The organism is Lentzea sp. NEAU-D7, assembly GCF_026242055.1.
Lineage (GTDB): Bacteria > Actinomycetota > Actinomycetes > Mycobacteriales > Pseudonocardiaceae > Lentzea.
This window is the reverse complement of sequence record NZ_JAPJDL010000028.1, coordinates 56,682-68,948: the sequence shown is the minus strand read 5'-3', so window position 1 is coordinate 68,948 and position 12,267 is coordinate 56,682. Positions and strand designations below refer to the sequence as shown.

General features: G+C 69.0%; 12 protein-coding genes. 6 read left to right on the top strand and 6 right to left on the bottom strand.

The window, feature by feature from the left end; genetic code table 11:
• Positions 1 to 4: 4 nt before the first annotated feature.
• Entirely contained in the window at positions 5 to 388 is a 384-nt protein-coding gene (locus ORI60_RS38810) for an SsgA family sporulation/cell division regulator (RefSeq protein WP_266043016.1), read from the bottom strand.
• 223 nt (positions 389 to 611) lie between these two features.
• Here ORI60_RS38810 and ORI60_RS38805 point away from each other — a divergent pair, with 223 nt between their 5' ends.
• Positions 612 to 2,555 (top strand): helix-turn-helix transcriptional regulator, encoded by a 1,944-nt coding sequence (locus ORI60_RS38805; RefSeq protein ID WP_266043015.1) that lies wholly within the window; start codon positions 612 to 614, stop codon positions 2,553 to 2,555.
• 16 nt (positions 2,556 to 2,571) lie between these two features.
• Here the strand turns inward: ORI60_RS38805 and ORI60_RS38800 are convergent, their stop codons facing one another.
• The 5 genes from ORI60_RS38800 to ORI60_RS38780 all read right to left on the bottom strand — a co-directional run bounded on the left by ORI60_RS38800 (position 2,572) and on the right by ORI60_RS38780 (position 6,985).
• Complete coding sequence (locus ORI60_RS38800; protein WP_266043014.1) at positions 2,572 to 3,195, bottom strand: DUF1345 domain-containing protein; 624 nt, start codon at positions 3,193 to 3,195, stop codon at positions 2,572 to 2,574.
• 146 nt (positions 3,196 to 3,341) lie between these two features.
• A complete protein-coding gene (locus ORI60_RS38795) occupies positions 3,342 to 3,902 on the bottom strand; it encodes a helix-turn-helix transcriptional regulator (protein WP_266043013.1) in 561 nt (186 codons plus the stop codon).
• Positions 3,903 to 3,921: 19 nt separating this feature from the next.
• Positions 3,922 to 4,644: a MaoC/PaaZ C-terminal domain-containing protein gene (locus ORI60_RS38790; RefSeq protein WP_266043012.1), complete on the bottom strand. Its 723-nt coding sequence runs from the start codon at positions 4,642 to 4,644 to the stop codon at positions 3,922 to 3,924.
• Between the two features lie 15 nt (positions 4,645 to 4,659).
• On the bottom strand, positions 4,660 to 5,829 hold the full coding sequence (locus ORI60_RS38785; RefSeq protein ID WP_266043011.1) for an acyl-CoA dehydrogenase family protein: 1,170 nt from the start codon (positions 5,827 to 5,829) through the stop codon (positions 4,660 to 4,662).
• A gap of 10 nt (positions 5,830 to 5,839) precedes the next feature.
• A complete protein-coding gene (locus ORI60_RS38780; protein ID WP_266043010.1) occupies positions 5,840 to 6,985 on the bottom strand; it encodes an acyl-CoA dehydrogenase family protein in 1,146 nt (381 codons plus the stop codon).
• Between the two features lie 40 nt (positions 6,986 to 7,025).
• On the opposite strand from ORI60_RS38780, the gene ORI60_RS38775 reads away from it, so the two are divergent.
• The 5 genes from ORI60_RS38775 (at position 7,026) to ORI60_RS38755 (ending at position 12,261) form a co-directional block, all read left to right on the top strand.
• On the top strand, positions 7,026 to 7,625 hold the full coding sequence (locus ORI60_RS38775) for a TetR/AcrR family transcriptional regulator (protein WP_266043009.1): 600 nt from the start codon (positions 7,026 to 7,028) through the stop codon (positions 7,623 to 7,625).
• Between the two features lie 9 nt (positions 7,626 to 7,634).
• Positions 7,635 to 8,636 carry a non-homologous end-joining DNA ligase gene (gene ligD / locus ORI60_RS38770; RefSeq protein WP_266043008.1) on the top strand — a complete coding sequence of 334 codons (1,002 nt, stop codon included), beginning with the start codon at positions 7,635 to 7,637 and terminating at the stop codon, positions 8,634 to 8,636.
• A 106-nt stretch (positions 8,637 to 8,742) separates the two neighbouring features.
• Positions 8,743 to 11,139 carry an NACHT domain-containing protein gene (locus ORI60_RS38765; RefSeq protein WP_266043007.1) on the top strand — a complete coding sequence of 799 codons (2,397 nt, stop codon included), beginning with the start codon at positions 8,743 to 8,745 and terminating at the stop codon, positions 11,137 to 11,139.
• Between the two features lie 10 nt (positions 11,140 to 11,149).
• A complete protein-coding gene (locus tag ORI60_RS38760; RefSeq protein ID WP_266043006.1) occupies positions 11,150 to 11,965 on the top strand; it encodes a phosphotransferase family protein in 816 nt (271 codons plus the stop codon).
• 77 nt (positions 11,966 to 12,042) lie between these two features.
• The gene (locus ORI60_RS38755) at positions 12,043 to 12,261 is read left to right on the top strand and encodes a hypothetical protein (RefSeq protein ID WP_266043005.1); all 219 of its coding nucleotides are present in this window, start codon (positions 12,043 to 12,045) and stop codon (positions 12,259 to 12,261) included.
• The last annotated feature ends 6 nt before the right edge of the window (positions 12,262 to 12,267 follow it).

Below are 12,267 nucleotides of genomic sequence, written 5' to 3'. Positions count from 1 at the left end.
CCTCTCAGCGGAGCACGGTGCTCAGGAACGCGTCGGCGTCGAACCGCTCCGTGCCGCGCGGCACCAGGCGGTCGGTGGCGTCGAGGAACTTGCGCAGCGTGCGCGCCGGGACGCGGAACACCGTCATGTGCCGGTCGGAGACGAGCTCCAGCACCAGCACCCGGCTCGAGTGCGGCCGCAGCCGCACGTCACCGTCCCCCGACCTCCTGCTCATGCCCTCGACGAGCAGGTCCCTGCCCACGATCCAGGTGGCGACCGAGCCGCCCGCGCTGAACCTCATCGTCACCGCGAACGGGTCTTCCGACCGGTAGAGCAGCTCGGTCTCGACCGGCGCGGTGGAGCCGTTCGGCCGGACGAAGTCGAAGACGGTGCGTGACGCGACCCGCATCGGGACTCCTAGAGGTGTTCGTCAGGTGTACATAGGGAATCACGTAATGGGCGGCGAATTGGTTCACGAGCTGTCGTTGTCATTACCAATTGATTGGTCGAATGGTTTTCGCGTTCCCGGCGGGTGCTTCACCGTCCGGTGCTGTGCGAAGGGGCAGACCTGCGGAACTTCTGCCGGTGCTTCTGCATGGTCCTGCCGGACGGTCCACGATTTGCTGGTTGACATGGTCGCCCCGCTCAGCCCCGGTCTCGTGGGCACCGCCGTGCGCAAGGCCGGTGGCCTGCTCGTCGGCCGTGAGCGGGAGATCGCCGTCCTGACGGAGGCGCTCAGCGGTGGCGCTCGCTCGTGCGTTGTGCATGGTGCAACTGGTATGGGCAAAAGCGCATTGCTGTCCGTTGCTTCTTCAATCGCGGTGCGCAGCGGGTTGCGGCCGGTTCGCGGATTGCGGGCGTTGAGCGGGGTCGACGGCCACACGGTGCTGGTGATCGACGACGCCGAGCGGCTGTGCGCGGAGGAAGCCGACCGGCTGGCCCGTTTCCGGGGTGCCGTGCTGCTCGCGGGCGACTGCGATCCGGACGCCCTGGAGGTCGTGGACGCCGTGCGGGTGCCGTTGCGTCCGGTCGGCGCCGACGCGGTCGCGGAGATGATCCGGCGGCGGTTCGACGCCGAGGTGTCACCGGAGCTGGTCGCGGTGTGCCTGGAGTACAGCGGCGGGGCTCCCGGCGTGCTGAGCGACGTCCTGGACGTGGTCACGGACCTGTCCTCGTTGCCCGCCGTGCTTCCCGGCCTGCGCCTGCCGCGGCTGCTGCGGGCCGTGCGCCGCGGCTGGAAGGTGCTGGACGCCGACGCGGTCGCGGTCGCCCGCTCGCTGGCGGTGCTGGGCAGCGCGTCGCTCGACGTGCTGTGCGAGGTCGCCGGGATGGGGTCGTTCCGCACCCTGGCCGCGTTCGAACGCCTTGTCGACGCGCGTCTCGCGGTCAGCGACCCGATGCGCGTCCGTTCGCCGGCGCTGAGCCACGCCATCCGGCACGAGATGGCACCTGAGGCACGCGAGTCCCTGCACCGCGCGGCCGCCGAGGTCCTGCATCGGCGGTGCGCTCCACCGGTCGCCGTCGCCGGGCACGTGGTGGCGTGCGCGGAACCCGTCGGGGCGCGGTGGGTGGCGCCGGTGCTGCACGGGGCGGCACGGCTGGACCAGGCGGCCGGGCGGCCGGAGCAGGCGGTGAGGTGCCTGCGTGCCGCCCTGCGGGAACCGCTGGACGCCGCGATCGCGGAGCAGGTGGCCGTCGCGATGGCGGAACTCCACCTGCGGTGCGGCATCGCACCGCGGGCCACCGAACTCGCCCGGCAGCGCGCCGCCGCGGGGGAGTGGTTCGACGCGGTGGTGTTCGACTGGCAGTGCGACGAGGACCTGCTCGGCCACTGGGCCGATCCCGTCGTCCCGGAGGATCCCGAGCGGGTCCTGCGGGATCTTCCCGAGAGCGGGCCGCGGATCGTTCCGCTCGCGCTCGCCGGACTCGATCTGCTGCGCCGGGGCGCCGGACGGGTCGTGCTGGATCTCGCGCCACAGCTGAGGTCACGACTCGCCGGCGCGGAACGGGACTGGCTGACCGCTCTGGAGATGTGGGCTCATCGCACCAGTGGTGACCACGCCGAAGTTGCCCGGCTGATGCGCGAACTCGCCCAGGCGTCACCGTTGCGGGGCTGTGTGGCGCTGGGAGCGGCGGCGTTCGTCGCGTCCTGTGTGGACGGCGGACGTCCCGGAGAGGCGCGGGAGATGGTGGTGCGGCTCGGTTACACGAGAACGTTGCCCCCGGTCTGGGCGTGCGCGTTGTTGGTGCACGAGCGTGCCCGCATGCATCTCGCGCTCGGATCCGCCCGCGCCGCGCTGGCCGACGCCGAACGCGCCGGGGCGGCCGAGCTGGTCGAGCAGGCGCGTGCGGCGCTGGGCCGGGAGCACCGGCCGCCGCGCGGAGCGGCGTGGGACAGGTTGTCGCCGCACGAGTCGCGAATCGTCTCGCTGGTGCTGGAGGGCGAGACGAATCGGGCGATCGCGGCGCGGTTCAACGTCACGCAGCGGGCGGTCGAGCTGCACCTCACCCGCGTCTACCGCAAGGTCGGCATCAGCAGGCGGGTGCAGCTCTCCTCCGTCTTCGGCCTCGCCTGACGGCCACTCGGCGTGGTCAGCCGCTGATCACGCCGATGGCGATGCCGAGCATCGCGGTGTTGTAGATGAACGAGAGCACGCCGTGCGCGAGGACGCGCAGCCGCATCGCGGAGGTGTGCGAGTCGACGTCGGAGACCGCGAACGTGGTGCCGACGGTGAACGAGAAGTACGTGAAGTCGATGTACGTCGGGTGCTCGGTGCCGGGGAACACCAGCAGCTTCTCGGGCAGGGCGCTGTAGTAGGCCTGCGCGTAGCGGTCGGCGTAGCCGAAGTGCAGGATCGCCCACGCCAGCAGCACGGCGAGCACACCCATGGCCTTGGCGACCACCGCCGCCTGGGTGCCTTCCTCGATGAGCACGATGGTCAGGCCGGCCGTGATCCCGACGAGGCTGGTGAACAGGGTGAACAGGGTGCCGCTGCGGCGGCCCAGCGCGCTCTTGACCCACGCGCCCTTGTCGTCGCCCGCCCGTTTGCTGCGACTGAGGCGGACGACGCGGATCGTGAGGTAGATGATGGCGATGAGGTCCCACAACGCGATCCACGTGGTGTCGTTCACCTCCGCGAAGAAGATGGGGACGCCGAGCAGGGCGAGCGTGCCCTCGAGGATCCGGGACAGCACGACGGACGGGCTGAAGCGCATGACTTTCCTTCGTCGGAACGGCAGGGGCGGTCGTCGCCCACCTCGTCCGGATGACGACGGTCATTCCGCGGGAGCGATCCCGGCAGAGGTTATAGGCCGCCTGCGGCTGTCCGATCCGTTGCGTCTCAACAGGAGTCGCGGAGCTGTCAGAGCAAACCGGAACGCAGTGCCCACGCCACCGCGTGCACCCGGTTGCGCAGCCCGAACCGTTCCAGCAACTGGTGCAGCGCGTACTTGACCGTCCGCTCCGAACAGAACAGCCGGGCGGCGACCTCCGCGATCGTCGCGCCGTCGGCCAGCAGCTTCAGCAGCTGCAGGTCCCGGTCGTTCAGCACCGGCGAGCGGTCCTGCACCGGCTGGCCGCCGACGAGCAGCCTGGTCAGGCGTTCGGCGTTGACGTCCGCCCGCCGCAACGGAACCGCCAGCCCCGCCTGGGCCGCGATCGACGGGGTGAGGTCGTGCACCCGTGCCGCGATCACCACGATCTTGGGAGCACCGCAGGCCCTCAGCCGTGCGGCCTGCTGCGCGCACAGCTCGTTCACCAGGGCCAGCAGCACGTGCGCGTCCAAGCGGTCCTGCACCACCCGCACGCGCGGTGAGTTCTTCAACAGGTGCGTCACGCCGGCCGCGCTGATCAGGTCACGGGACTCCACCGCCACGCGCACAGGTTCGATTCCGGAGTCCACGGTTGCCAGGGCACCACTCATGTGACGATCGTGCGAACTTTCAGCGGCCGTCCACTTCGGAAAACCGAACCGATCCGAGCAGAACCTGCCGGTCGTTCGCGAACGTGCGGAACTCGCCGGTCGGCCAGCGCTCGATCCGCAGCTCGTCACCGGGCGTCACGGGTGCGGTGAACCGGGCGTGCAGCTCGGTGAAGTCCAGGCCCCGCACGGTGATCCCGAGCGTGCACAGGCCGTGCAGGATGGGAGCCGCGAACCCGGCCAGGCGGGCGAACCCGGCATCGTGGTGCATCGGGTTCTCGTCGCCGGTCTCGCGGTACCGCAGCGCCTGGTCTTCCGTCGTCTGGAAGAACTCGACCTCGGGAGCCGTCTCCGGAACGGCGAACGGGCGCGTCTCACCCCGTTCGCCGCCGAAACCGCCTTCGCCCTTGACGAAGCACGACGAGCGCGTTGTCGCGTACTCCGACTCCCACGTGCTGACGACGAGAGCGCCGGATCCCTTGTCGTAGATGTCGGTGACGGTCTTGGTGACGACCGTGGAACCGTGCGCCGGGAGCTCGCCGTGCAGCCACAACGACTGCTCGGCGTGCAGGACCTGGGTCATGTCGGCGCCGGTCAGGCCGAGCTGCGGGCCGCCGTGCTGCAGCAACGGGATGGCGAACGCGGGGGAGTGGCCGCCGACCGCCGCCGCGTACACCTCGGCGTCGCCGGCCGACCAGGTGCGGACCTGTCGTTCGACGACGCCGAGGATGCGGTGGCTGAGCACCAGTCCACGATAGGGCTAGCCGAGCGTGCCGCGGATGTTCGCGTGGCCCTTGAGGAGGTTGCGGGCGATCGTGCGGCGCTGGATCTCGTCGGTGCCCTCGTAGATGCGCAGCAGCCGCAGCTCGCGGTACCAGCGCTCGATCGGCAGCTCGCGGGTGTAGCCCATGCCGCCGTGGATCTGCAGCACGCGGTCGACGATCTCGTTGGCCTTGATGCCGCCGTAGAGCTTGGCGATCGACTGCGCCTGCCGCGAGTCCTGCTTCTGGTCGACGAGCCACGCGGCGTGCAGCACGAGCCAGCGCAGTGCCTCGATCTCCACCGCGGAGTCGGCGATCATCCACTGGATGGCCTGGTACTCGGCGATGGGCTGGCCGAACGTGACGCGGTTCTTTGCCTGCTCGATCGCCATCTCGACCAGCCGCTCGACGCTGCCGAGCGCGCGGGCGGGCAGCAGGTAGCGGCCTTGGCCGATCCACTGCATCGCGAGGTGGAAGCCCTTGCCGACCTCACCGAGGACGTTCTCCTCCGGCACGCGGACGTTGTCGAACACGAGCGCGGCCGGGCCCCACTGGCCCATGGTCGGGATGGGCTCGGACTTCCAGCCCATGTCGCGGTCGACGAGGAAGCACGTGACGCCGCCGTCGGCGCCCTTCTCCTTGTCCGTCACGGCGAACACCATGACGAAGTCGGCCTCGTTGCCCTGGGTGATGAAGGTCTTCTCGCCGTTGATCACCCACTCGCCGCCGTCCTTGACTGCGGAGGTGCGGATGGCCTTGGCGTCACTGCCGGCGCCGGGCTCGGTGATCGCGAAGCACGACACGCGTTCGCCGGAGATCGTCGGCAGCAGGTAGCGCTGCTTCTGCTCCTCGTTGCCGTGGAACAGGATGTTGTCCGCGTAGCCGCCGAAGCGGAACGGGACGAAGCTGCGGCCCAGCTCGGCCTCGAGGAGCGCGGTCATCACGGCGCCGAGGCCCATGCCACCGAACTCCTGCGGCGTGAGGACACCGAAGAACCCGGCCTGCTTGGCCTTGTCCTGCAGCTCCTTGAGCTCGTCCCGCGCGAGGCCCGGCTGGCCCGCGCGTTCGCGCCGCAGCACCTCGGGCTCCAGCGGGATGATCTCCTTGCGCACGAAGGTCCGCACCCAGTCGCGGATCTCCTTCTGCTCCTCGTCGAGCGTGAAGTCCATTTCTTTCCTTTCAGGCGAACGCGTTGATGCCCGTCAGCGCGCGACCGATGAGCAGTTTCTGGATCTGGCTGGTGCCCTCGTAGAGGGTGGTGACACGGGCGTCCCGCAGGTACTTGCCCACCGGGTACTCGTCGATGTAGCCGTAGCCGCCGAAGACCTGGATGGCGTTGTTGGCGACCTTGACCGCCGCCTCGCTCGCGAAGAGCTTGGCCATGCTCGCCTCGGTGCGGAACGGCAGGCCGCGGTCGGCCAGGTCGGCGACGCGCCAGGTCAGGAGCCTCGCGGCGTCGGTCTCCACGGCCATGTCCGCGAGGAGCTCCTGGACGAGCTGGAAGCCCGCGATGGGCCTGCCGAACTGCTCGCGCTGCTTGGCGTACTCCAGCGCGGCTTCGAGCGCGCCCCGTGCGGCGCCTACGCAGCCCGCCGCGACGGACATGCGGCCCTTGTCGAGCGAGCCCATCGCGAGCTTGAAGCCCTCGGTGCTGAGCAGGGCGTCCTGCGGCACCTCGACGTCGTCGAGGGTGATCTCGGCGGTGGCCTGGCCGCGCATGCCGAGCTTGCCCTTGATCTCGGTGGCCGTGAAGCCCGGCGAGTCCGTGGGGACGAGGAAGGCGCTGATGCCCTTCGGGCCCGGCCCGCCGGTGCGGGCGAACACGAGCGCGACATCGGCCCACGTGCCGTTGGTGATGAAGACCTTGCGGCCGTTGATCCGGTAGCCGTCGTCCGTCCTGGTGGCCTTGGTGACGAGGCTGCCCGCGTCGCTGCCGGTGCCGGGCTCGGTGAGCGCGAAGCAGCCCACCAGGGTGCCCGCGGTGAGGCCGGGCAGCCAGCGCTGCTTCTGCTCCTCGGTGCCGTGCCGGGCGATCGACTTCGCGACCAGGCCGAGCGAGACGGAGATGATGCCCCGGACCGCGCTGTCGCCGCGGGCGATCTCCTCGAGGACCAGGCAGTAGGCGAGGTTGTCGCCACCGGACCCGCCGTGGCGCTCGTCGATGCCGAGCCCGAGGAACCCGACCTCGCCGAGCGCCGGCACCAGGTCCCTGTCGATCGCCTCGTCGCGGTCCCAGCGCGTGGCATGGGGGACGATGCGTTCGTCGGTGAACCGCCGGGCCAGCTCCCTGAGCTGCCGGTGTTCGTCCGAAAGCGTTAGATCCACGAACCCTCCCGACTAACCGAACAGTGTTAGGTTAACTCACATGCCCCGGCCGAGCACGCCCCTTCTGAGCTCCGACCGCATCCGGTCGGCCGCTCTGGCCATCATCGATCGAGACGGCCTCGACGGCCTGTCCATGCGCAAGCTCGCCGCGGAGCTGGGAGTGCAGGCCGCGTCGCTGTACGGGCACGTCCGCACCAAGGACCAGCTGCTGAACGACATCGCCTCGTCGGTCCTGTCGACCGTCGACGTCTCGGGCTTCGAGGTCGACTGGCGCGAGGGCCTGATCAGGTGCGCGCGCTCGTACCGTGCGGCGTTGTCGTCGCACCCGAACATCGTCCCGTTCCTGGCGTACGGCCCGGCCGGCCGTGAGGAGTCGCTTCAGCGCCTCGACCTGCTGCACGGCGCCCTGGTCGACGCCGGCTGGTCGCGGCGCGAGGCCACGATGATCGCCGCGGGCCTGATGTACATCGTGTTCGGCTCGGCCCTGAGCTCGTTCTCCAGCGGGTTCTCGTCCGATCCCGCCGACTACACCGACCGCTACCCGCACCTCGACCGCGCCCACCTGCTGCCGGGCGTCGCCCGCGAGCTGGACCGGGACAGCTTCGAGCTGGCGCTCGCGGCGTTCGTGCGCGGCCTTTAGTGTTCTGCCGTGGCTTCCAAGGCGATCGAGCTCGAGGTCGGTGACCAGCTGGTGCGGGTGTCCAACCCGGACAAGCCGTACTTCCCCGCGCGGGGCATCACCAAGCGGCAGGTGGTCGAGTACTACCGCACGGTGGCGCCGGCCCTGCTGACCGTGCTGCGAGACCGCCCCGTCGTGCTGAAGCGCTACGTGGACGGCGTCGAGGGCGAGGCGTTCTACCAGAAGCGCGTGCCCAAGGGCGCTCCCGACTACGTCGAGACCGTGCGGGTGAAGTTCCCGTCCGGCCGCCCCGCCGACGAGATCTGCCCGACCTCCGAGGCGGTGATCGTCTGGGCCGCGAACCTCGGCACGTTCGACTTCCACCCGTGGCCGGTCCGCCGCGCCGACGTCGACCACCCGGACGAGCTGCGCGTCGACCTGGACCCGCAACCGGGCACCGACTTCTCCGACGCCGCCCGCGTCGCCCTGGTGCTGCGCGAGGTGCTGGCCGACGCGGGCCTGGTGGGCTACCCGAAGACGTCCGGTGGCCGCGGCATCCACGTCGCGGTGCGGATCCGCCCGGAGTGGGACTTCATCGACGTCCGGCACGCCGTGATCGCCCTGGCCCGCGAGGTGGAGAAGCGCGCGCCCTCCCTCGCCACTTCGGCCTGGTGGAAGGAAGAACGCGGCGAGCGCGTGTTAATCGACTTCAACCAGGCGGCTCGCGACCGCACGATCGCCTCGGCCTGGTCCGTCCGGGGGACCGCGCGCGCGACCGTGTCGACCCCGGTGCTGTGGGACGAGCTGTCCACTGTGGACCCTGACGACTTCGACGTGCTGACCGTGCCGAAGTACCTGGAGGAGCGCGGCGATCCGCACGCCGGGCTGGACTCCGAGGCGTTCGGGATCGAGACGCTGCTGGAGTGGTACGCGGCCGATCCGCGCGGCGAGATGCCGTACCCGCCCGACTACCCGAAGATGCCGGGCGAGCCGATGCGGGTGCAGCCCTCCCGCGCCCGCAAGCAGGAGTAACAGCCGATCATTCGGCGCCGATCTTCTCCGTGTGACAGCGATCGCGACCGTCGTTGCGGAATTGGCTGAGACCGCCGTGCGGTGGGTGAGCGACTCGCCTGCACCTATGTCCGCACTCGTGCGGCGGCGCATTGTGGACTACCTGCGCGGGCACGACTGCGCTTCGCTGCTGGAGTTGCTGTGCCAACTCGATTACACCGAGGAGGGCAGGTTCCACCAGAAGGTTGACCGGGGAGAACTGGCTGAGGCGTTCCGGCGCGAGTTCCAGCGGGCCGTGCGACGCGAAACAACGGAGTCTGCGGAATTCGCGTCGTCCCTGTGGGCCGCGATCGAGCAGAACGCGCCATACCGCACTGTAAACTCCCGTGACCGAATCCGGATCAAGGTGACCGGCCCGGACCGGCCGATCGCGGAGCGCCTCGGTCTTGCCGCCGATGTCGGCAGGCTGGCGACGGCGCGGGCCACCGGCGGGGTGATCCGCGCGGCCATGGCGCGTGCCTACGACCGCATGGTCATGCCGCATTCGAAGGCGGACTTCCGCTTTCCGGTCGACCGGATCTACGTGCCGCGCAAGCTCCGTCTGGACGACGCCCCGATCGCCGAGGACGAAGTGGATGACCGCCGGTTCGTGCTGGTGGGAAATCCCGGTGCCGGAAAGAGCACGTTCATGCGGCGTCTCCTCCACCGGACGCTGCTGGTCCCGTTGCTGGTTCAGCTGAAGCAGCATCAGAAGCTGTCGAACGACTTCGTCACGATCATCGCCGAGGAACTGCGTCCGCTCGTCCAGCGTCCCGTGGACGTCCAGCACGTCGCTGACCTGCTCGACGCCGGTGAGGCGGTGGTCGTGTTCGACGGGCTGGACGAGGTCGGTGACATCCAGGCGCGGCGATCGGCGGTGGCGGCGATCGAGGCGTTCGCCGCGCGCTTCCCGCTGGCACGCATCGTGGTGACCTGTCGGCAGGAGAGCTACCCGGTCGCGAAGCTCGACAGCACGTCGTTCCCCGTGTACTGGCTGCCTGACTTCGACGCCGATCAGGTTATGCGCTACGTGCGCACCTGGTTCGCCCTCGTGTACGCGGAAAGCAGGGTGGAGGCGTTCTTGCGGGACAGCGAGCACTTGGCCGACCTGCGGTCGAACCCGCTGATGCTTTCGCTGCTGTGCATGCTCTACCAGAGCGAGGGTTACATCCCGGAGAACACTGCTGACGTCTACCGGGAGTGTTCTGAGCTGATGCTGGTGCGGTGGGACGCCGTGAGTCAGGTGCCATCGGTGATCCGGTCGGTCAAGCTGGCGAAGTTCTTGGTACAGGAGCTGGCGCAACACTTCTTCTTCACCCTCGGCGGTCAGGGAGACGAGGGGGAGACGACGCTGGAACGACTGGTGGTCGCACACCTGAGCGAACGCGAGGAAGAGGATTCGCAGTCCTACCACCAGAAAGCACGCGAGTTCCTGGACTACTGCGCCGAGCGGGCATGGGTGCTCACGCAGGTCGACACTTCGCTCGACGGCGAACGGCGGTTCGGCTTCACACACCGCACCTTCATGGAGTACTACACGGCGTGTTATGTGTTGCGCACCTGCGACACCGCCGATGAGATCGTCAGAGTCCTGCTTCCGATGGTCACGTCTGGCAAGAGCTTCGTAGTGCCTCGGATCGCGTTGCAGATGTACGACGTGAATCGTGCGGACGGTGGTGACGCCTGTGTCCGGCTGTTGTTGGCGATGGCCAGTGATGAAGTCGAGGTCCTCACCTTCTGCGTCAGCTTCCTCGAGCACAACAACCTGCGCCGGGCCACGGTGGAAGTGCTGCTCGAGCACGCTTTTGAGGCGCTGGGCCGGACCGGAGACGGTTCGCTCTACCACGCCCTGCGCGCCACTAGGCATGTGAAACGCACCCGCACCGCCACAGTCGCGCGTGCGGTGCTGGCGCGCACCGCAGCAGACCTGGGTTCGGACATCCGTCTGGGGGCGGGATTGGTGGTACGGGTGCCATCGGTGTCCTACGAGGTGGTGCTGGGGGAAGAACGGCACGGACTTCGCAGCTTGAACAGCATGTTCGATCAAATCCACGGTGCGGCAACGTGGGTCTACGCTTCACTGCCCCAGGGGAGCGAGAGGTATGTACCAGGTCCGATGGTGAAGTGCGTCGGTGACGGCTGCGTTGATTCCTTCGAGCTGCGTCGGCTCGCAGGGGCGTGGCCGGACGTGATGCCGATCCCGGCCTCCGTACTGGCATCGATCACCTCTGACCTCGATCGAACCGACCTGGCCCGTGCAGGGAACAACCACGGCGGGGCACGAGTGCTGATCGCGATGATCGCGGCTGCGGCGTTCGAGAGAGGGCTGTCGTGGTCGCCGCTCGGCTTCGTCCGATCCCGGCGCCCTGAGTTGGCTGAAGTGTTGATGCGCTACTGCGGTGATGAGAGCGAGTTCGGCGTCGCACGTGACTTGTTGGAGCGGTGGGGGCGGGAGGAAGTGGCGTTCGCCGATCCCGATCGGTGATGATCACGGCATGGAGCCGACGCAGCAGGACGCCGAGTCGTACCGCGACCGCCTGGGACTGGACGGCGCCGTGGTGCGGTTCGAGGAGGGGTCGCTGCCCGTCTTCGCCGTCGGGGACGACCTGGTGCTGAAGCTGTTCCCACCGCAGTACCACGGCGAGGTGCCGGTCGAGGTCGCCGTGATGGAGGCGCTGCACGGCAGGCTGCCGGTCCCGACTCCCCGGCTGCAGGGCGTCGGCGTGCTCGACGACTGGGCGTACGTGCTGATGTCACGGCTGCGCGGCGAGGAGCCGGCGGTGCCGGACGTCGAGGTCAGCGCGCGGGTCGGCGAGGTGCTGAAGGCGTTGCACGCGGTCGAGCCGCCCGCGGTGCTGGGGCCGGGGGACTGGGCCGCGTTCGTCGCCGGGCAGCGGCGTGGATGCGTTGAGCTGCAACGGAAGCGCGGGCTGGACGAGCGGTGGCTGGAGCGGATTCCGGCGTTTCTCGACGGGGTGGACCTCGGTGACGAGCCGCCGGTGTTGCTGCACACCGAGGTCATGAGCGCGCATCTGTTGTGGCGCAACGGGAAGTTGACCGGGTTGTTCGACTTCGAGCCGGCGATGCGCGGGGCGTTCGAGTACGAGTTCGCCAGTGTCGGGCTGTTCGTCACCAAGGGTGACGCGAAGTGCTGGAAGGGGTTGGTGGAGGCGTACGGGCGGGTGCCTGATCCTCCGCGCGTGATGGCCTACGCGCTGTTGCACGTCTACTCCAACATGCCGAAGTACATGCGTGAGATGCCTGAAGGGGATTCGTACGACGAACTCGCCGTGCGGTGGTTCGGGCAGTGAGTGAGCCAACCGGCTGTATCGGGGACGGATCCAGTGAACGACCTCGTAGACTGGACCGAACGCGAGAGGAGGTCGCCATGTCACAGCCGTATGTCGTGCGGTACGTCGGCGGTCCCCTCGACGGCAGGGTCGACTCGCTGCCGTCCACGCCCGAGGATCCGAAGCAGACCGTGACGTACGTGCACCTGCACGGCGGGCCCAAGATCGTGCATGTGTACGACCTGTCGTACGCCGTCGAGTACGGGTGCGAGTACCGGCTGCGCGTCGTGGAGATCGAGCAGGCCGAAGAAGCCTGAGAGCGC

Bases quoted from the DNA above. Each gene is read 5' to 3' on its own strand.
- ORI60_RS38810 (WP_266043016.1), bottom strand. From the start codon at position 388: ATGCGGGTCGCGTCACGCACCGTCTTCGACTTCGTCCGGCCGAACGGC.
- ORI60_RS38760 (WP_266043006.1), top strand. From the start codon at position 11,150: ATGGAGCCGACGCAGCAGGACGCCGAGTCGTACCGCGACCGCCTGGGA.
- ORI60_RS38785 (WP_266043011.1), bottom strand. From the start codon at position 5,829: ATGGACTTCACGCTCGACGAGGAGCAGAAGGAGATCCGCGACTGGGTG.
- ORI60_RS38775 (WP_266043009.1), top strand. From the start codon at position 7,026: ATGCCCCGGCCGAGCACGCCCCTTCTGAGCTCCGACCGCATCCGGTCG.
- ORI60_RS38805 (WP_266043015.1), top strand. From the start codon at position 612: ATGGTCGCCCCGCTCAGCCCCGGTCTCGTGGGCACCGCCGTGCGCAAG.
- ORI60_RS38755 (WP_266043005.1), top strand. From the start codon at position 12,043: ATGTCACAGCCGTATGTCGTGCGGTACGTCGGCGGTCCCCTCGACGGC.
- ORI60_RS38765 (WP_266043007.1), top strand. From the start codon at position 8,743: ATGTCCGCACTCGTGCGGCGGCGCATTGTGGACTACCTGCGCGGGCAC.
- ORI60_RS38795 (WP_266043013.1), bottom strand. From the start codon at position 3,902: ATGAGTGGTGCCCTGGCAACCGTGGACTCCGGAATCGAACCTGTGCGC.
- ORI60_RS38800 (WP_266043014.1), bottom strand. From the start codon at position 3,195: ATGCGCTTCAGCCCGTCCGTCGTGCTGTCCCGGATCCTCGAGGGCACG.